Annotated in this window: 15 protein-coding genes; 10 read left to right on the top strand and 5 right to left on the bottom strand. The window is 67.5% G+C overall.

What is annotated here, in order from left to right:
- The first annotated feature begins 37 nt into the window (after positions 1 to 37).
- Positions 38 to 877 carry an IS5 family transposase gene (locus ACFYE3_RS17090; protein WP_387611096.1) on the top strand — a complete coding sequence of 280 codons (840 nt, stop codon included), beginning with the start codon at positions 38 to 40 and terminating at the stop codon, positions 875 to 877.
- A gap of 496 nt (positions 878 to 1373) precedes the next feature.
- A complete protein-coding gene (locus tag ACFYE3_RS17085; protein WP_387611095.1) occupies positions 1374 to 2852 on the top strand; it encodes a glutamine synthetase beta-grasp domain-containing protein in 1479 nt (492 codons plus the stop codon).
- A 483-nt stretch (positions 2853 to 3335) separates the two neighbouring features.
- On the opposite strand, the gene ACFYE3_RS17080 is transcribed toward ACFYE3_RS17085, so the two are convergent.
- From ACFYE3_RS17080 to ACFYE3_RS17065, 4 genes are all read right to left on the bottom strand, one after another.
- Positions 3336 to 3557 (bottom strand): hypothetical protein, encoded by a 222-nt coding sequence (locus ACFYE3_RS17080; protein ID WP_387611093.1) that lies wholly within the window; start codon positions 3555 to 3557, stop codon positions 3336 to 3338.
- A 13-nt stretch (positions 3558 to 3570) separates the two neighbouring features.
- Positions 3571 to 3972, bottom strand: coding sequence for a CBS domain-containing protein (locus tag ACFYE3_RS17075; RefSeq protein ID WP_387611091.1), 402 nt, complete (start codon positions 3970 to 3972; stop codon positions 3571 to 3573).
- Between the two features lie 68 nt (positions 3973 to 4040).
- Positions 4041 to 4391 (bottom strand): P-II family nitrogen regulator, encoded by a 351-nt coding sequence (locus ACFYE3_RS17070; protein ID WP_387611089.1) that lies wholly within the window; start codon positions 4389 to 4391, stop codon positions 4041 to 4043.
- Positions 4388 to 5869: a DUF1538 domain-containing protein gene (locus ACFYE3_RS17065; RefSeq protein WP_387611087.1), complete on the bottom strand. Its 1482-nt coding sequence runs from the start codon at positions 5867 to 5869 to the stop codon at positions 4388 to 4390. Before ACFYE3_RS17065 ends, ACFYE3_RS17070 begins: the two co-directional genes overlap by 4 nt.
- A gap of 467 nt (positions 5870 to 6336) precedes the next feature.
- Here ACFYE3_RS17065 and ACFYE3_RS17060 point away from each other — a divergent pair, with 467 nt between their 5' ends.
- The gene (locus ACFYE3_RS17060; protein WP_387611085.1) at positions 6337 to 7290 is read left to right on the top strand and encodes an ABC transporter ATP-binding protein; all 954 of its coding nucleotides are present in this window, start codon (positions 6337 to 6339) and stop codon (positions 7288 to 7290) included.
- Positions 7290 to 8528 (top strand): ABC transporter permease, encoded by a 1239-nt coding sequence (locus ACFYE3_RS17055; protein WP_387611083.1) that lies wholly within the window; start codon positions 7290 to 7292, stop codon positions 8526 to 8528. Before ACFYE3_RS17060 ends, ACFYE3_RS17055 begins: the two co-directional genes overlap by 1 nt.
- A 105-nt stretch (positions 8529 to 8633) precedes the next feature.
- Here ACFYE3_RS17055 and ACFYE3_RS17050 read toward each other — a convergent pair whose 3' ends face one another.
- The gene (locus ACFYE3_RS17050) at positions 8634 to 8942 is read right to left on the bottom strand and encodes a DUF4193 domain-containing protein (protein ID WP_387611081.1); all 309 of its coding nucleotides are present in this window, start codon (positions 8940 to 8942) and stop codon (positions 8634 to 8636) included.
- Between the two features lie 180 nt (positions 8943 to 9122).
- Between ACFYE3_RS17050 and ACFYE3_RS17045 the strand changes: the two genes are divergently transcribed.
- The 6 genes from ACFYE3_RS17045 to ACFYE3_RS17020 all read left to right on the top strand — a co-directional run bounded on the left by ACFYE3_RS17045 (position 9123) and on the right by ACFYE3_RS17020 (position 17888).
- Positions 9123 to 9404, top strand: a complete 282-nt coding sequence (locus tag ACFYE3_RS17045; RefSeq protein WP_387611080.1) for a hypothetical protein — start codon at positions 9123 to 9125, stop codon at positions 9402 to 9404.
- Positions 9405 to 9688: 284 nt separating this feature from the next.
- Entirely contained in the window at positions 9689 to 10621 is a 933-nt protein-coding gene (locus ACFYE3_RS17040) for a restriction endonuclease (RefSeq protein ID WP_387611078.1), read from the top strand.
- Positions 10622 to 10652: 31 nt separating this feature from the next.
- On the top strand, positions 10653 to 11618 hold the full coding sequence (locus tag ACFYE3_RS17035) for a GIY-YIG nuclease family protein (RefSeq protein WP_387611076.1): 966 nt from the start codon (positions 10653 to 10655) through the stop codon (positions 11616 to 11618).
- On the top strand, positions 11615 to 12826 hold the full coding sequence (locus tag ACFYE3_RS17030; RefSeq protein ID WP_387611074.1) for a DUF6361 family protein: 1212 nt from the start codon (positions 11615 to 11617) through the stop codon (positions 12824 to 12826). Before ACFYE3_RS17035 ends, ACFYE3_RS17030 begins: the two co-directional genes overlap by 4 nt.
- Positions 12823 to 14691, top strand: a complete 1869-nt coding sequence (locus tag ACFYE3_RS17025) for a phospholipase D family protein (RefSeq protein WP_387611073.1) — start codon at positions 12823 to 12825, stop codon at positions 14689 to 14691. The genes ACFYE3_RS17030 and ACFYE3_RS17025 overlap by 4 nt, the downstream gene beginning before the upstream one ends.
- Positions 14688 to 17888, top strand: a complete 3201-nt coding sequence (locus ACFYE3_RS17020) for a C-terminal helicase domain-containing protein (RefSeq protein WP_387611071.1) — start codon at positions 14688 to 14690, stop codon at positions 17886 to 17888. Before ACFYE3_RS17025 ends, ACFYE3_RS17020 begins: the two co-directional genes overlap by 4 nt.
- Positions 17889 to 17949 lie beyond the last annotated feature (61 nt).

Here is a 17949-nt window from a genome sequence, read left to right as displayed (position 1 = left end):
GATTCGTTGAGAATCATTGTGTTGACCGGGAGCACTCGTGCCTGCTGTTCGATCATGCGTCATCGAGCCCATCTGGGACCAGTTCCAGGTGCAGATTCCTCCTATGGTGGACGAGCATCCGTTGGCTTGCCACCGGCCACGGAACTCGGACCGGGCGGCGTTCGACAAGCTCGTGCAGGTCCTCGTCCTCGAGGCCGACTACGACAAGATTGCCGACACGACGTGTTCGGCCACCACCATCCGCCGCCGGCGCGATGAGTGGATCAACGCCGGAGCCTTCGAGGAGCTGGAGCAGCTCTGCCTGGATGGCTACGAGAAAATGGTCAGCCTCCATCTGGTGACCTTGGCCGTAGACGGGTGCATCACCAAGGCCCCGTGCGGGGGCGAGGTCGCCGGGCGGTCACCGGTGGACCGCGGCAAACAGGGTACGAAACGGTCGTTGCTGGTCGACGGCGCCGGGACCCCGCTGGGAGCAGTTGTCGCTGCGGCCAACCGCCACGATTCCCCGCTGTTGCGCCCCACGCTGGAGACGCTGTCCCGGTTTGGCTTCGACCTCCCGCAGTGGATCACGGTGCATCTGGACGCCGGCTACGACTCGAAGGGCACCCGTGCATTGCTCGCCGAGCTCGGTGGTGAAGCCAGGAGCGCGATCAAGGGCGTACCCGCCCCGATCCAGAACACGGCCCGCTGGGGCGTGGAACGGACGAACTCCTGGCACAACCGAGGATTCAAGAAGCTGGCGATCTGCGCCGAGCGCCGGACCGGGGTGATTGAGGCGTTCATCGCCTTGGCCATCGCCGTCATCATCACCCGGCGCCTGATCCGCCAGGCCTGGACCCGCCACCGCTGGGATACCCGCCCGACCCGACGACCATGACCTAATGGCGGACGGCTCTTACATGGATCGAGACGACTCCAGCCTCGGGACTCCCGCACGATCAGGCGATATCTGACCTGGCTTGCTCGTAGGACGAGCGCATCCGAGGTTCAAGGGTGTGGCTGTGCATGCGGTGGTCAGCCCATGGACGGCAAGTGCAGGAGACGCCTAGATTTTTACTTTACATATGGCCAGCTACCGGACACTGCATACGAGGGCGGCGTTGCAGTTGAGGTAGCAATCTGCGCCAATGGCACACCGTCCTCGCGGTTGCGGGCCTGACGCATGACGTCGTCACGGAACTCTGAGGGATAGGGAGCGGGCACAGCAACATCCTCCCCGGCCGCCCTGTAGGTCAGGTCGGTCGAGTTCGGCCACGCCCAGGGTGTCACCGGCTCGACACGCGGCCAGCACCAGTCGCAGGACCGGTCGCTCTCGGGAGGGCCTCTGTATCTTGACGCTGGTAGAACGCACTTCGACGCTGGTAGAACGGAGTATGGCCATCGACGCGTTCGAGCCCCACCCGATCGTCCGCCTGCTCGGCAAGCCCTCGGCCGACTTCACCGGCGGCGACCTCGTGCAGGCGATCGAACAGTTGGGGCTGCACCAGGTGAACCTGCGCTACGTCGGCGGCGACGGGCGTCTGAAGACCCTGGCCTTCCCCATTAATTCGCGCGAGCACCTCATCGAGGTGCTGACGCGGGGTGAGCGTGTGGACGGCTCCAGTGTCTTTGCCGGCACCGATACCGATAACAGCGACGTCTACATCGTTCCGCGTCACCGCACCGCCTTCCTCAACCCCTTCGGCCAGCGGTGGTCGCTCGACGTGTTGTGCTCCTTCTACGACGAGGTCGGCAAGCCGCTGTCCTACGCGCGCGAGCAGGTGGTGCGCCGCGCTGCCGAGGTGCTGACGCAGGAGACCGGCATGACGCTGGAAGCCTTCGGCGAGCTGGAGTACTACCTCGTCGACGAGCCCGAGCGGATCTACCCCGTCGAGGAGGAGCGCGGCTATCAGGAGTCGGGGCCCTTCTCGAAGGGCCAGCGGGTCCGGGAGCAGGTGATGGGTCACCTCTGCGCCATGGGGGTGCCGTTGAAGTATGCCCACGGCGAGGTGGGCAACATCCTCGAGGACGACCGGCAGCTGGTGCAGCACGAGATCGAGCTCCAACCCGTGCCCTTGGAGCAGGCGGCCGACAACCTCGTCCTGGCGAAGTGGGTGGTGCGCGAAGTCGCCCACGCCCACGGTCTCGAGGCGACGTTCGCTCCCTTGGTGAGCGGCAAGGGCGCAGGAAGCGGCCTGCACATTCACAGCCGGCTGGTGCGCCACGGTGTGAGCACTATCGTCGGCGAGGAGGGGATCAACGACACCGGGCGTCGGCTGATCGCCGGCTACCTCTCGGCGGCCAGGGCGCTGACCGCGTTCGGCAACACGGTCCCCACGTCCTACCTGCGATTCACCGACGGTGAGGAGTCACCCGAGAGCATCTGCTGGGGTCAGAAGAACCGCACCGGTCTGGTCCGAGTCCCACTGGCCTGGGGTGGGGACGTGCTGGCCGACATGGTCGCCCACGCCAATCCTGGCAACGCCGAGCCCATCCCTGAACCCGCCACGCACCCGCAGACCGTCGAGCTCCGGCTCGGCGACGGCTCGGCTGACGTGCACCTGCTCCTGGCCGGCATGGCCGTCGCGGCGAAGCGTGGGCTGAGTGATCCCGGGAGCTTGGAGCTGGCCGAGCGGCTCAGCACCGCCAGCCACGATGACTTCGAGCGGCTGCCCACCTCGTGCGCGGAGTCGGCCGACATGCTCGAGGCCGAGCGCGAGATCTTCGAGGCCGACGGCGTATTCCCCGGTGCGCTCATCGACGCCGTGCTCGGGGGCTTACGCGACACCGACGACGCCACGCCGGTCGGGGAGCTCGCACAGGACGAGGCGACTCGTGAGGAGCTCATTCGCCGTCACTGGCACGTCGGCTGAACTCGGCCAGCTTCCAGGCCGTTGCAACGTGCCGGGAAAGGGCTTATGGGACCATGGTGGCGCACCAGGGGTGGAGGCGGGTCTGCGGATCATCAGCCCGATCATCGCCCCTTTGACCATCGCCTCGACGTGGGCGGAGAGCCGTTCGTCGTCGGGGTTGAGGCGACGACACTTACAAGCCCTTTCCAGATCCTCTGTGCAGATTGCTTTACATATGGTCAATTTTCGGCCTCGAGGCTCTGATCTTTGTTGCTTCTGGGGCCGGGCAGTAGAGATGGGCGCCGCGGAGCGCAGCCCCTCCCATGTGGTGGAGGTGTTGCGCTTGGGGGGCCGCGGGGTCTTGCGCTCATTGCAGCACGCTATGGCGAGGACGTGTCTGGAGGCAGGGTCGGTCCCGTGCCCAAACATTCTCGCGGTAAGATTCCTGGGTGTTCATCGACCTGTGCGTAGCGCCCTGGTGCGGCCTGCGCCCCGGGGCGGACCTCATCGCGTTGAGGGATCTCGTGAGTGGCGTTTGTCGGCGCTGATGGTGGCCAGCAGCGCGATGGCGGCCCAGGTTGCGAGGGCGATGAGGAGCCAGTCCCGGTGCACGATCCAGAGGTAGAAGCCCACGGTGAAGGCCAGCACGACCGTCACCGTCAGCACCGTGAGGCACATGTGCATCACGCGGTGGTGGGTCCACGGGGTTCCTTCTGTGGGTGGCATGGGTGTTCCGGTTTCACATGTCGGGTCCGGTGAGGTCGTCGATGAGTCGGGCGAGGATGTCGTTCATGGCCAGCAGGCCGATGAGGTCGTTGCCGCGGACCACGACCAGGCGGTTGAGGCGGAAGCGGGTCATCAGGGCCGCGGCCTGGTGGACGGAGAGGTCCTCGCCCACGGTCACGGCCGGTTTCACGGCGGCGTCGTAGACGTTGAGCAGGTCCACGTCGCCTTCTTCGGCCACAATGGCGCGCAGCAGCTCGCTGTAGCTGAGCAAACCGTAGGCGTCGTGGGCGTGCTGGCGTTCCACCACCAGACTTTTGACCCGGCGGGTGCGCATGGTCGACAGCGCCTCGCGCAGGGTCGCGTAGGGGGAGATGGTGATGACCTCGGCCACCATGACGTCTTGGACGGTCAGCATGGGGTCCTCCTCAGGGATCCAGTGGGGGCGACGGGTGGTCGGGAACGGCGCTGGGTCAGGTGTCCTCCTCAGGTGTCCTCGCGGCGCATGTACTCCTCGAACCGGGCGATCTGGCGGGTGTCGATCCCGGTGAGGTGCTCGATCGGCACGGAGAAGGCCAACCCCCGGGAGCCGCCGCGGTCGGCGAGGATCTCGTGCAGGGCTTTGAGGATCGGGGTGGTCAGGTGGCTGCCCACGACCATCAGCAGCACGGACTGGGAGCCTTCGAAGGTCAGCCCGAAGAACGTCTTCTTGGTCTGCCCGCCGATGCCCTTGCCCGGAAGGATGGTGACCCCGGTGGCCCCGGCGGCCTGGGCGACCTTGATCGCGGTGTCCTCCAGATCGGTGGGGGCGATGACGATCAGGGCGGTGAACTTCATGACGGGTCCTTCCGCAGGCGGGGAACTCTCTCCAGCACCATGGCATACACCAGCACGGAGATGATGGGGAAGATCGAGGCGAAGGCGATCAGCCCGAAGCCGTCGATCAGCGGACTGCGGCCCTCGATCGCGCTGGCCAGCCCGATGCCCAGGGCGGTGACCAGGGGAACGGTGACCTCCGAGGTGGTCACGCCCCCGAGGTCGAAGGCCAGGGCCACGATGTACTTCGGCGCCAGGGTCACCAGCACGATGACGACCGCGTAGGAGGCCATGATGAAGTAGTGCAGGGGCCCGCCTGCCAGGATGCGGTAGACGCCGATGGTGATGCCGACGGCCACCCCGGCGGCGACGGTCAGTCGCAGGGCGGTGGCGCTGATCCCGGCCGGGGAGACGGCCTGGGCCTGTTCGGCGATGGCCACCAGGGCCGGTTCGGCCATGGTGGTGGCGAAGCCGATCAGCAGGGCGAACAGCAGGATCAGGGCCGGTGCCCCGCGGGCGATCAACTGCTCGGCCATCTGCGTGCCCAGCGGGAAGAGCCCCATCTTCAGCCCGACCACGAAGGCGTAGAGCCCCAGCAGGACCATCACGAACCCGACGACCACCCGCATCCCGTGGACCAGCCGGTGGCGGAGCACGACGTACTGGAAGAACACCACCACGGCGACCATCGGTAGGATCTCCCGGATCATCTCGGCCAGGCCCAGCACGTGTGCCACCAACCATGGGGCATCCGCTCCCGGGGTGGCGGGGGTCGAGACGGGCCCGGAGCCGGCGACGGTGTAGACCCAGATGCCGTAGAGCTGCACCCCGATCATGGGGACCATCACGCACAGCGCCACCAGGCCGAAGCCGTCGGCGAAGGTGCTGCGGCCGCGGATCGAGTTGGCCAGCCCGAGCCCGATGGCCGCGATCAGGGGCACCGTCACCACGTTGGTGGTCACACCCCCGGAGTCGTAGGCCAGGCCCACAATCTCCGCCGGGGCCACGAACGTGGCCGCCAGCACGAGGGCGTAGCCGCCGATCAGCAACCGGTGCACCGGCCACCCCCGCAGCACGCGCAAGATGCCGAGAATCAGCACGAGGCCCACGGACACGGCCACGACCAGGCGCAAGGTCAGGCTGTTGATCCGGCCATCGCTGATCAGCTCGGCCTGTTCGGCCACCGCGATCAGGGCCGGCTCGGCGACCGAGGCGGCGAAACCGATCGCGAAGCCGAAGGGCAGCAACAACCCCAGCGCCCCGCGCCGGGTGAACTGATTGGCCAGGTTCTTGCCCACCGGGAACACGCTCAGATCCAGGCCCTGGAGGAACACGGCGATGCCCACGCCCACGATCAGCAACCCCGCCACCAGCCGCAACGGGTCCTCGGGCATCTGGCGGAAGACCAGCAGCTGGAACACCACCACCACGACCACGATGGGCAACAGATTCCGCAGCGCTTTCAGGAACTCACGGGCGAAGTGGCTCAGATGCTCCATGGAGGATCAAATCCTCTTCCGGTGGCGCGTCGACGAGTGGCCTGGCCCCCAGTCTGACCCAGCCACAGGGGCACGTCCACCGGCCCTGTGGAACAGGCCACGAGAAGATCCACGCCTCAACGGTGCTTTGTGGGTCGGCTTCATATGTGGCCCATTAGTGGCTGGCCGTGGGGAAGTCGGGCCGGATGATCCCCCCGGCGGGGGAGGTAGGGGATGTACAGGGACTTCTAGGCTGAAAGTTCACAGATGCCAAGAAGACCCAGAGTCCGTGCGCAGAAGCAAGAAGCTGACATAGGTAGTCAAGGACACCGCCTCCACCAGCAGCAGAGCAGATCGGGTTGGGGCCGTGAAGAGGCCGCAGATGCGTCCTCGCCACTGCTTCGAGTTTTAGACCCTTCGCACGGGTCCGGGGATGGTGACAAGACCGGAGGAGCAGCAGTGGCAGCAGGTACGACAGTGGGGGCGAGATGACGGAAGCACTGGTGCACATCGCGAACTTCCGGATGGCTTTCGGGGACACCACCGTCATCGACGATTTGTCCTTCGACGTGGTCGCGGGGGAGACCTTCGGGTTCCTGGGCTCCAACGGGTCGGGGAAGACCACGACCTTGCGGGCCCTGCTGGGGATCTATCAGCCCACCGCCGGAAGACTGCACATCAACGGCAAGACCTTCGAACCCGCCGACGGCGCACGGCTCGGGTACCTGCCGGAGGAGCGGGGGTTGTACAAGAAGGAATCGGTGCTGGAGACCATGACCTATTTCGGCCGCCTCAAAGGCCTCGACAAGACCACGGCGCGGTCCTGGTCGTTGGAGTACCTTGAGCAGGTCGGTCTGGCTGAGAAAGCTTCCACCCGGCTGGACAAGCTTTCGGGGGGTCAGCAGCAGAAGGTGCAGCTGGGGGTGACGATCATGAACACCCCGGAGTTGTTGATCCTGGACGAGCCGACGAAAGGCTTCGACCCGGTCAACCGCCGGCTGCTGATGGACATCATCGAAGACCAGCAGAAGGCGGGGGCGACGGTGGTGATGGTGACCCACCAGATGGAGGAGGTTGAGCGGCTCTGTGACCGGGTGATCCTGCTCAAGGACGGCGCCTCCCACGCCTACGGCACCGTCCGCGACGTGCAGGAGCAGTTCGGCGGCACCACCTACCGGCTCACTCACACCGGTGCGCTACCACCCTCACACCACTACACCGTGGTCAGTAACCGGCCGGCGGGGGAGGGGCAGGTGTCCGAGCTCGCCCCAGCGCCAGGGGCCGATGAGACCACGGTGCTCACCGAACTCGTGCGCGCCGGCGTCCCGGTGTCCGGGTTCACCACGGCCCGGACTTCGTTGGAGGAGATCTTCATCCGCGTCTACGGCACCGACAGCCTCGACGACGCCACCCAGCGCGAGACTATGGGGGTGGGGGCCTGATGGCGCAGCACAACCTCTCCACGGTCGTCGGGTTCGAGTTCCTGCGGACCGTGCGCAAGCGCGGCTTCTGGATCGCGATCCTGGCCGTGCCGGTGGTCATCGCGATCATCTTCGCCCTGTCGTTCACCTCCAACTCCTCGATCAGCGACTCCGAGGACGCTCAGGCCGAGGCCGAGATCGCCTTCGCCTACACCGACGCCTCCGGGACGATCCCGGACGAGCTGGCCGCCGCCTACGGCGGGCAACCTGCCACCGACCCCACGGCGGCCATCGAGGCGGTGAAGACCGGGGAGCTGGACGCCTACTTCGCCTACCCCGCCGACCCGGCCGCCCAGCCGATCGAGGTGACCGGGGCCGACCGGGGACTCTTCGACAACGGGGCCTACGAGGCGGTGGCCGAGTCCTTGCTGACCACCTCGGCCCAGCAGCAGATCGGGGACCCGGGCCTGGCCGCGGCCGCGGCCGGGGACCTGGCGGTGGAGTCCACAATCTTCCGAGACGGGGAGGTCACCGGTGGGTTCACCGAGGCCATCGCCCCGCTAGGGTTGCTCGTGGTGTTCTTCCTGGTGATCGTGATGCTGTCGAACCAGATGCTCAACTCCACCTTGGAAGAGAAGGAGAACCGGGTCACCGAGATGATCCTCACCACCGTGAACCCCACCACGCTGGTGCTGGGCAAGATCCTGGCGGTCTTCGCCGTGGGGGCGGTGCAGATCCTGGTGCTGCTGGCCCCGGTAGTGATCGGTTACGTCTTCTTCCGGGACCGGTTGAACATCCCCGACCTGGATCTGAGCCGGCTGCCGCTGGATGCGGGGACCATGGCCGTGGCCTTCTTGTTGCTGGTCGGCGGGTTCGTGCTGTTCACCGGGGTGCTGGTGGCGATCGGGGCGATCATGCCCACCGCCAAGGACGCCGGGGTGATCTTCGGGCCACTGATCTTCGCGATGTTCATCCCCTTCTACGCCATCAGCCTCATCATCTCCGACCCCGGGGCGCTGATCGTCCAGGTCTTCACGTTCTTCCCGCTCACTGCCCCGGTGACCGCGATGCTGCGCAACGGTTTCGGCACGTTGGATCCGCTGACGGCGGGCATCGTGATCGCCGAGCTGTTCGTGCTCGGAGTGCTGGTGCTGCGGGTGGCCGTGCAGCTGTTCCGCTACGGCTCCATCGCCTACACCGACAAGCTCAACCCCCGGGCCGTCCTGGGACGCCGGCGCCCGGCGGCGGTGAAGAAGTAACCTCCAGCGGCCGCCGCTGATGGCGGGCGGAGGGGCAACAGTTCAGGCCCCGGCGCACGATGCGCCGGGGCCTGAGCCGTGTCCGCCGTCAGTGGATCGCGGGGTTCAGCCTTCGCAGTCGGTGCAGTACGACACCGTGCCGGAGTGGCGGGCGAGCTGGGAGCGGTGGCGGACCAGAAAGCAGGAGGCGCAGGTGAACTCGTCGACCTGCTCTGGGATGACGGCCACGGTGAGCTCTTCGTGGGAGAGGTCGGCGCCGGGCAGGTCGATGCCCTCGGCGGTGTCGAAGAACTCGGCGTCGATGACCGCGGTCTGGGTGGTGGCGCTGCGCTGGGCCTGGATCGCCTCCAGGGACTCGTTGGCCGGTTCGTCCTCGGGCCGGGTGCGCGGAGCGTCGTAATCAGTGGTGGCCATGATGTGGTGCGTGCTCCTTCGAGCAGAGGGTATCGGCACCGACCACAACGGAGGCGGGAGCCCCGCTATTCCAGGAATCTCGGGAACGTGGCACGCCCCTCAGCGCGGTTGTTGACACCTCAAGTTACCGAGGTGTATGAAATAGACTAAAGTCTAGATACAGTCCGAGGAGGCACTCCGATGGCAGGCATGCTGATCACGGTCACCACCGGTGCCGGCGGTCTCGCAGCAGCGGTGGGCGCCGCTGGCCTGTACTGGTCCATCCAGGTGGGCCGCGTGCTGGACCCGACCGCGATGGTTTTTCTGGTGGCCGGGGTGGTGATGCTGGCCATCAGATTCGTGGCCAACTTCGAGTACCAGTCGCGGCGGTGGGCCGAGGAGATGGACGCTCAGTTACAAGCACGCCGACGCGATCAGCAGTCGTTGGGGATCATTCCGGATCGATCACCTCAGGTGCACTGACGTGCAGGGTGGCTGCGCATGGTCGTCAGGTCCTTGACGGGGAGCCCTCGCTTCACGCCACTTTACATAACGACACTTATCGGCGGGATTGCAGGGCTCTGGTCGGCTTTCATCCCCGGCGTACTTTTCCGGCTTGGAGAGAGGCGATGGTGCTCCTGCTTGCTCGCTGTCCCCGTGCCCCGGATGTCGAAGCACTCCTCGACTTTATGCATGAGAGAGTCGCAGTGAGACATAGCTTGTCGAGGCGCTTTCGTAAAGCGCGTACGGCCGGGAGCGGGGAGAACATGATGGACATAGACGGCGCATCAGTACCTAGCGAGGTACCCAGCTGGCCTGAACTCCTCAAGCCTGTGCTTGAGGTGGTCAGCAACGGTGAAACCTACCACCGCCGGGAACTGATCGACCGTGCCGCTGAGGCGGCTCAGCTGAGTGAATCGGCGCGGGCCGAGCGTCTTAATACCGGTGGTCTGCGTTACGCCCAGAGGATGGGCTGGACGTTGAGCCACCTCTCCAAGGCCGGCCTCATCGACCGTCCGAAGCGTGCGCACTACGCCATCAATGAGGCAGGGCGGGCCTGGCTCGTGGAACATCCCGATGGGATGAACTACAGCACCGCCAACACATTCTTTCTGCCGTACTGGCGAACCGAGTCCACTGAAGATGCGGGGACCGTAGTCGTACGAGACGTGGAGGCTCTCGACCCGCTGGAGAAGATCGACCAGGGCGTCGGTCAACTCAATACGGAGGTCGGAGACGAGCTCCTCACGAGATTGAGGGACAGCCATCCCGACTTCTTCGAGGAGGCTGTCGTGCGCGTGCTGCTCAAGATGGGATACGGCGGTGCTGAGGCCCGCGGTCAGCGGATCGGCGGCAGCGGCGACGGAGGTATGGACGGGGTGATCGACCAGGACCCGCTGGGTCTCGACCAGATCTACGTCCAAGCCAAGCGCTATGCCGAGGGCAACAATGTCGGCCGTGAGGCCATCCAGGCGTTCGTCGGCGCGCTGCACGGCCGTGGCGCCTCCAAGGGCATCTTCATCACCACGAGTTCCTTCACCCAGGGCGCGAAGGAGTACGCCGGAATGGTGCCCTCCCGGCCCATCCTCATAGACGGGGCCCGCCTGGTGAAGCTGATGCTGAAGTACAAGGTCGGCGTCCAGGTGAAGCAGACCTACGAGATCGTCGACGTCGACGAGGACTTCTTCGAGGGTGTGTGAGAGCGGACCAGCGGGCGAATCCGGTCGAGCCATGACACGGACGGCCTACCCCCTGACCATGTCCCGCATCGACGTCCGTGACGTCGACTCCCTGTCCGCGGTGAGCACCGTGTTCCCCGCCGGCGCTTCACGGTGCGGGATCTATGTCCTGCACTTCGCCGACGGCGACGAATACGTGGGACAGGCCCGCAACGTCCTCACGCGCTTCCGCACGCACGTGCGGTCGTGGGTCGACCCCATCGTGGCGCTCGACTTCGCTCCCGTCCCGATGGCAGAGCTCGACCAGACGGAACGCCGAGTCATCCAGACGAAGGAACAAGAAGGAGTTCGGCTGCGGAACTCCGCACTCGTCGGACTGCCGATGGGGGACGCCGCCGTGGACCTCGTCGTCACGCGGGCCGAGCAGGAGGAGTGGCTGAACGGGGTCGACCCAGATGCCGACGTCAGTGACCGGTGTTTGCATTCTGTCGGTCGTGACCGCTCGGCGAAGAACGTCGTGGTGCTCTCGGAGCGTCCTTACTACGACCTGCTCCTCGACATCCTCGCCGCCTACGTCCGGCAAGTCATCCCTGCTCCGCAGCAGACCGAGAAAAGGTTCTGGTGCGTGACTGCGTTGCCCAGCACCGGACGCAGCGCCGCGTGGCAACGGATCGCCGCCATCACGATCAACAACGTGGAGACGCTCGTCATCGGCGAGAGCACCGAGGACGGGACCGTCTACCTCGACGGCTTTCTCAACGTGGCGCCGGGTCTGCGCCTGCCCTCCGGCCTCGACGTGGAGAAGGACGAGTACCGGACCGTGGGCGAGGTCCAGCGCATCCAGTCGGACGCCGCCTTCCTGGAGTTCGCCGTCCACCACCCGCTGGTCCGAGATGCCGCCCGCATCACTGCCATGGGGCTGCTCCGCAAAGGCACCTCCATGATGGGCCGGTACCACTGCACTCCGCTGGCCGACGACATCTTCGACCGGATCCAGCAGGAGGCCCGTTCCCGATGACCTCCTTCCTCTCATGGCTCGACACCGACTCCCGCCAGCGCGAACAGGCCTTGGCCGTCCTCGACGCGTTCCGGGACAGGACCACCGTCGACGAGCTCGGCGTCAGCAGCATCCGCGACGCCATCACCCAGCAGCTGTTCCCCGGTTCCTCGGTCCTGCAGACCCGGGCCCGGTACCTGCTGTTCATCCCGTGGCTCGTCGCCGACGCCATGGCGGCCAGAGGCGCCGACGCGGCCGTCGCCGACTTGCGGCGGGGCGAGGTCCGGCTCATCGACGTGCTGGCCGACAGCGACGACCGGCAGGGGCTGATCGGCGGCCAAGCCCGGGCCGACTTGCGGCGCATGCCGTCGGCCATGTACTGGGCGGCGCTGCGCAGCTACGGCATCACCACCAGCCGCTCCTCGATCGCCGGCCTGCTCCGGGACGGAGTTGCCTGCACCGCCGAGGCCCGCCTGGCGCCACGCGAGGCCGACGACGAGCACGGGCCTGCGCTGCTCCGTCCCGGCATCGATCCCCACGCGCTGGTTCTCCGTCCGCGGGACTGGCCGCAGGGAACGAGCTTCGCCCTCGCCCCCGCCGAGGCGGACTACCTGCGCGGGCGGATCATGACCTCGCACCCGGAGAGTCTCTACGCCTGGTTCCTGCGCGAGGAAGTCGAGGTCGAGACCGCCGAGCGTTTCGTCTGGGAGCACCCTCGGGCCGGCGAGTTCCCGGCCGTGATGGCCGAGTGGGTCGAGCACGGCAGGGCGTTCTCCGTGCTCAACCGCGGGGCCGTGCTGCTCTACAACCTCCAGCTCGCCGAGGCCTCCGAGCACGCGGAGCGCACCGAGCGGTACCGCGCGGACCTCGTCGAGTGGCGCGCCGCCGTCGACGGCCCTGACGGTCTGCGGAACTGGAGCCTCGACGCCTTCTGGCGACTGCTCTCCGGAGCAGGTGCCCGTATCAGCCGCCCCACGCGCACGTTCGTGGACCGGTGGCACGAGCTCGTCGTCTCCGGGTCGGGGATCGTCGACGACGACGGCGCCCGCGAGCTCATCGCCCACCGCGAGCGGTCGCTCAAGGGCCCGCGCGCCCGGCTCGTGAACCCGAGTGCGCTCAACGCCTGGAGCGGCGCTTCGGCGCTGGCACAGCTGCAGTACAACTGGCCGACCGCCCGGCGGATCCTCGACGACATCCAGGCCGGTGCCCGCGTGGAGGTCCCCGCATGAGTCTGGGACCGGAGGACCGCAAGCTCCTCACCGACGCGCTCGAGCCGCCGCCGGGGATGGAGCTGGACCGTGCCGTCACCACGACCTACTCCCTGGACCTCGTGGCCCTGCTGCTCGTACCGCTGACCTTCGCCGCGATCGACCAGCAGGGGAGTGAGGAAGAGCCCGGGGACCCGGATCAGGGCGTCGATCCCGTGGCGCTGCTGGAGTCGGTGCGCCGCTACGCGGACCGGCTGACCGTGTTCGTGCAGGCGGGCGGCATCGCGGTGCCGGCCAAGTACCGGCCGATGCTGACCTACCTGGAGGACTCCCTCGTGCAGGTGTTCGTGCCCGATACCGGGGGCGTGTTCCACCCCAAGGTCTGGGTGCTGCGCTTTCTCGACGCCGAGGAGAACTGTGTCCACCGGGTGCTCGTGCTCAGCCGCAACCTCACATTCGACAACTCCTGGGACGCCCTCCTGGTCCTCGACGAGTCCGACGACCCACGGGAGAACCTGCTGCCCGGCGGAGAGCTGGCGGACTACCTGGAAACGGTCTCCTCCTGGGCCGTGGCCCCCGGACTGAGTAATGAACGGGCAGCGGAGCTCACTGACCTGATCGATTCGCTGCGCGGGGTGTCCTTCTCAGCGCCGACCGGTTTCAAGGACGCGACGTGGGTTGCCCGCACGGGCGAGCGCACGGTTCACTCCCGTTCCTTGTGGGACGACGTGACCGGCGGTGTCCACGCCCAGGACCGCGCCACCCGGGCGCTGGTGATCTCCCCCTTCCTCGACACCTCGCTCGCCGACCTCGTCGACCGCTGCGGGAAGGTCCAACTGCTGTCCCGCGCCGAGAGCCTCGACGGCCTCGGCGACCTGGCGAAGCAGGTCGAGACCTTCGTCCTGGACCCCTCCGCGGATCTGGACGGCGCCCAGGACGAAGCCGACGAGGGCAGCCCGGGGCCGACGGTGGTCGGCCGGCTGGCTGGACTGCACGCCAAGATCTACTTCGTGGAACGGGGCCACAGCACCACCCTGTACGTCGGCTCGGCCAACGCCACTCGCGGCGGCTTCGGCCGCAACGCCGAGTTCGGCGTCCGGTTGACCGGCCGTAAGGGGCTCATCGACGAGATCTGGTCCGGGACCCACGGCAACCTCGGCCTGTCCGCGGTCTGCCAGCCGTGCGACCCGAAGCCCCCGGACGAGGCTGCGATCGCCCGGCAACGGGCCGAGCGGGAGCTCGAGCGCTTCCATGCCGCACTCGCCGGTGCCGGGCTGCGCCTCGACGCCGCCGAGGACGCCGACGGCACGTACACGCTCGACGCCTCCCTCAGCGGCGCGGTTGATGAACCGGAGGGCGTCACGACGACCGTCCGCCTGCTCTCGCTGCCCGCCCAGGAGCGGACGCTGAGTGAGGAGCTGACGTGGACGCGAGTCGACGCCTCGCGGATCACGCCCCTGCTGTGCGTGCGCAGTCGCATCGCGGTGGGTGGCGCCGTCGTCGAGCGCTCCGCGGTGCTGGTCGCGGATCTGCACGGCGCACCGAAGGACCGGTCTGCGCGCGTGCTCGCCGAGATGCTGAAGACTCCGGAGGACGTGCTGCGCTACCTGGCATTCCTGCTCGGCGACGTCACGCTGTCTCAGGCACTGCGCTTCGGCGGCACCACGGGCGCGGCGGCCTTCTTCGGTGCGGGCGGCACCGGGCACAGCGCCGACGTGGTGCTCTTCGAACCGCTCATGCGGGCCGCGATGCACGGCGACGCCGACGCCCTCGGCCGCATCGACCGGCTCGTCGGCGAGCTCAGGACCGTGGAGGCCCTGCACCTCCTTCCTGACGGGCTGGAGGAGCTCGTCACCGTGGTCCGCGAGGCGGTGACCACCCCATGAGCGCAGCACCGCGCCGTCCCGACGTGGAACGGGAACTGAACGGGCTCAAGGACTTCCAGCGCCGCACGGTCGAGTACGCCCACCGCCGGCTGTGGGAGGACGAGGACTCCAGCCGCCGTTTCCTGGTGGCCGACGAGGTCGGCCTCGGCAAGACGCTCGTCGCTCGGGGCCTCATCGCCAAGACCATCGACCACCTTTGGGATTCTGCGGAGGTGGACCGGATCGACATCGTCTACATCTGCTCCAGCCAGCAGATCGCCGCCCAGAACATCCGGACCTTGGACATCGCCGACTACGGCATCTCCAAGGTGGACCGGCTGACCATGCTCCCCACCCAGGTGCGGAATCTCGCCGCGAACAAGGTCAACCTGCTCAGCCTTACCCCGGGCACGTCCTTCAACATCAGCCAGTCCGGCGGGCGCAGCGAGGAGCGCGTGCTGGTGCAGCACATGCTCGCCCATGTCCTCGGCGAGCACGTGGTGGAGCGGCCGGAGTGGCTGGCCTTTTTCTGCGGCACCAAGCGGCCGAAGAACTACGCGGCCGAGGTGGCAGGCTTCGACGCCGGCACTATCGACGCCGAGATCCTCGAGCGCTTTCGCCTCGCCGTTCTCCGGGACCCAGGACTGGGCCACCGGCTGGAGGAAACCGCCGCCGAGTTCGTGTCGGTGACCGGCAGCCCGGACTGGCCGCTCTCCCACCGGCGCTACCGCCTGATCGGAGAGCTGCGACGGCTTGTCGCGCAAGCGTCTGTCGACGCCCTGGAGCCGGACCTCGTGATCCTCGACGAGTTCCAGCGCTTCAAGAGCCTCCTGCACGAGGACACGGAGATGTCCGAGCTCGCCGACGCGGTCTTCAACCACGAGAGCGCCCGCGTAATGCTGCTCTCCGCCACGCCCTACAGCATGTACTCCGTCCCGGAGGAGGGCGTGGGCGACGACCACTACGGCGACTTCCTCAAGACCTACCGCTTCCTCACCGGGGCATCGCGCGACGCGCTCGCGGGGGAACGGGGCGACGACGGGTCCGCCGTCGTCGGCTCGGTCGCCGAGCTGCAGGCCGGGCTTCGCAGAATGCGCGACGCAGCCCTGACCGACGACATCGAAGGCGGTACCGCTGCCGCCGCGCACGTCACCGCGCTGCTGCGCGCGGTCATGTGCCGCACCGAGCGCTTGGCGGCCACCCCGGACCGCGACGGCATGCTCGTCGAGAAGAGGCTTCCGCCGGCACGGCCCACGGCCGACGACGTGCGGGCCCTGCGCCGGTTGCACGAGGTCTCCCAGGAGGTCGGCAGCCACCGCGATGTGCTGGAGTACTGGCGGGTGGCGCCCTACGTCCTGCAGTTCATGGACGGCTACGACCTCAAGCAGAAGGCGCTCGAGCACGTGGAGAAGGACGACTCCGGCTTCTCGAAACGTGCCGTAGCCGGCGCGCAGCGATTGCGGGGCGAGGAGATCGAGCGCTACGTCCCGGTCGATCCCGCCAACGGCCGACTCCGGTGGTTGCTGTCCGACCTGGATACCTACGGTTTCGCCGACGTCCCCTGGATCCCCGCCTCCCTGCCGTACTACGCCGTGCCCGAGACCAGCCCTTTTCATCGCGCGACGACGACGGGGCTCACCAAGCGGCTGATCTTCTCCGCCTGGAACGTCGCCCCGAAGTCCATCGCCGCGATGACCAGTTACCACGTCGAACGGAAGCACCACGGGCCCGAGGACGCCCACGCCTACTCCGACCGGCACAGCTATCTGCTGCGCTGGCGGAAGTCCCCGGACGGCCGCCTCGCCAGCATGCCGCTGCTGCCGCTCGTGCTGCCGCTCACCGTCCTCGGCGCCGCAGGCGATCCCGTGGCCGCCGCCCGGGAGCTCGGCACGGCGCAGGCGCCACTGGACGACGTGCGCGCGGCAGTCCGGGCCAAGGTCGAGACCCTGCTGGCCGACTTGCCTCCAGGGCATGCCGAAGGGAGGGGGAGCGAGCAGTGGTACTGGGCAGCTCCGCTGTTCCTGGAAAAGGCGCACTCCCCGGAGCTCTTCAAGATTTCGCTGGACTCGCTCAAGTGGGCCAATCACGCGGACGACGAGCGCGACGGTGGCAAGACGTCCGCACTCGCCCTGCACATCGCCCGGGCTCGTGAAATCGATGAGCATTTCCTCGCCGATCTCGGCCCGCGGCCGGACGACCTGGCCGACGTGCTGACCGACCTCGCGCTCGCCGCGCCGGCTACCGCGGCAGAGCGGGCCCTGTGTGCAGCGGTGCCCGAGTGCGTCCGGGCGGATGCGGTCTGGCGCTCGGTGCGCATCGCCCTCGGTCTGCGCACCCTGCTGGACGCCCGTACTGTGGCACCGATGCTGCGCGGCTGGGCCGGCGAGTCGGCACCGCAGTGGCGCAACGTGCTGGCGGTCTGCCTCGAAGGCAATCTCCAGGCGGTGCTGGACGAGTACTTCCACGTCCTCGACGAGTCCTCCCGGATCGGCAGCGTCGCCCCGATCGACCGGCTTCAAGCACTGACCGAAGCCCTGGTGGACGCCGCGCAGAGCGGTGGCTCCATCTCCTTCGACGAGATCGTTCCCGACGGTGACTCCCACCGGGTGGAGCGCCGCCGCCTGCGGGCCGACCCCGCCGCACGATTCGGCCGCGTGGAGAGCGACCAGGGCGTCCGTGCGGACACCAGTCTCCGGAACGGCTTCAACTCACCGTTCTGGCCGTTCGTGCTCGCCTCCACGAGCATCGGCCAGGAAGGGCTCGACTTCCACCGCTACTGCCACGCCGTCGTCCACTGGAACCTGCCCAACAACCCTGTCGACATGGAGCAGCGCGAGGGCCGCGTGCACCGGTACAAGGGACATGCCGTGCGCAAGAACGTGGCGAAGGAGTTCGCCGCGACTGTCCTCGTGAATGCCGAGGCGGACAATCCATGGGACGCGCTCTTCGTGGCCGGCGAGCAGGCGCGGCCGGAGGGGGAGAGCGAGATCTACCCGTACTGGGTCTGCCAGACCGAGGGCGGGGCGAAGATCGAGCGCTATGTCCCACAGGCACCGCTGAGCACCGAGCGGATCAAGCACAAGAACCTGCTCCGCGCCCTGGGGCTCTACCGCATGGCACTGGGCCAGCCGCGCCAGGAGGAGTTCCTCCAGGTCATCGGAAAGGACACCGAGTCACGGAATCTGGACTGGATGCGGTTGGATCTGGGACCTCAGTGAAGACCTTGCGGATCGAAGTGGGCAAAATGTTACCGACATGTCCAGGAGTGTATTGCCGTCC

The sequence above is a fragment of the Kocuria arenosa genome (assembly GCF_042879215.1).
Taxonomy (GTDB): domain Bacteria; phylum Actinomycetota; class Actinomycetes; order Actinomycetales; family Micrococcaceae; genus Kocuria; species Kocuria arenosa.
This window is presented reverse-complemented; position numbering and strand designations above follow the sequence as displayed.

What these genes read in the sequence shown, in the direction of transcription:
- ACFYE3_RS17035 (WP_387611076.1), top strand. Translation starts at nt 10,653, where the DNA reads ATGACACGGACGGCCTACCCCCTGACCATGTCCCGCATCGACGTCCGT.
- ACFYE3_RS17040 (WP_387611078.1), top strand. Translation starts at nt 9,689, where the DNA reads ATGATGGACATAGACGGCGCATCAGTACCTAGCGAGGTACCCAGCTGG.
- ACFYE3_RS17080 (WP_387611093.1), bottom strand. Translation starts at nt 3,557, where the DNA reads ATGCCACCCACAGAAGGAACCCCGTGGACCCACCACCGCGTGATGCAC.
- ACFYE3_RS17020 (WP_387611071.1), top strand. Translation starts at nt 14,688, where the DNA reads ATGAGCGCAGCACCGCGCCGTCCCGACGTGGAACGGGAACTGAACGGG.
- ACFYE3_RS17050 (WP_387611081.1), bottom strand. Translation starts at nt 8,942, where the DNA reads ATGGCCACCACTGATTACGACGCTCCGCGCACCCGGCCCGAGGACGAA.
- ACFYE3_RS17065 (WP_387611087.1), bottom strand. Translation starts at nt 5,869, where the DNA reads ATGGAGCATCTGAGCCACTTCGCCCGTGAGTTCCTGAAAGCGCTGCGG.
- ACFYE3_RS17060 (WP_387611085.1), top strand. Translation starts at nt 6,337, where the DNA reads ATGACGGAAGCACTGGTGCACATCGCGAACTTCCGGATGGCTTTCGGG.
- ACFYE3_RS17045 (WP_387611080.1), top strand. Translation starts at nt 9,123, where the DNA reads ATGGCAGGCATGCTGATCACGGTCACCACCGGTGCCGGCGGTCTCGCA.
- ACFYE3_RS17085 (WP_387611095.1), top strand. Translation starts at nt 1,374, where the DNA reads ATGGCCATCGACGCGTTCGAGCCCCACCCGATCGTCCGCCTGCTCGGC.
- ACFYE3_RS17055 (WP_387611083.1), top strand. Translation starts at nt 7,290, where the DNA reads ATGGCGCAGCACAACCTCTCCACGGTCGTCGGGTTCGAGTTCCTGCGG.
- ACFYE3_RS17025 (WP_387611073.1), top strand. Translation starts at nt 12,823, where the DNA reads ATGAGTCTGGGACCGGAGGACCGCAAGCTCCTCACCGACGCGCTCGAG.
- ACFYE3_RS17070 (WP_387611089.1), bottom strand. Translation starts at nt 4,391, where the DNA reads ATGAAGTTCACCGCCCTGATCGTCATCGCCCCCACCGATCTGGAGGAC.
- ACFYE3_RS17075 (WP_387611091.1), bottom strand. Translation starts at nt 3,972, where the DNA reads ATGCTGACCGTCCAAGACGTCATGGTGGCCGAGGTCATCACCATCTCC.
- ACFYE3_RS17030 (WP_387611074.1), top strand. Translation starts at nt 11,615, where the DNA reads ATGACCTCCTTCCTCTCATGGCTCGACACCGACTCCCGCCAGCGCGAA.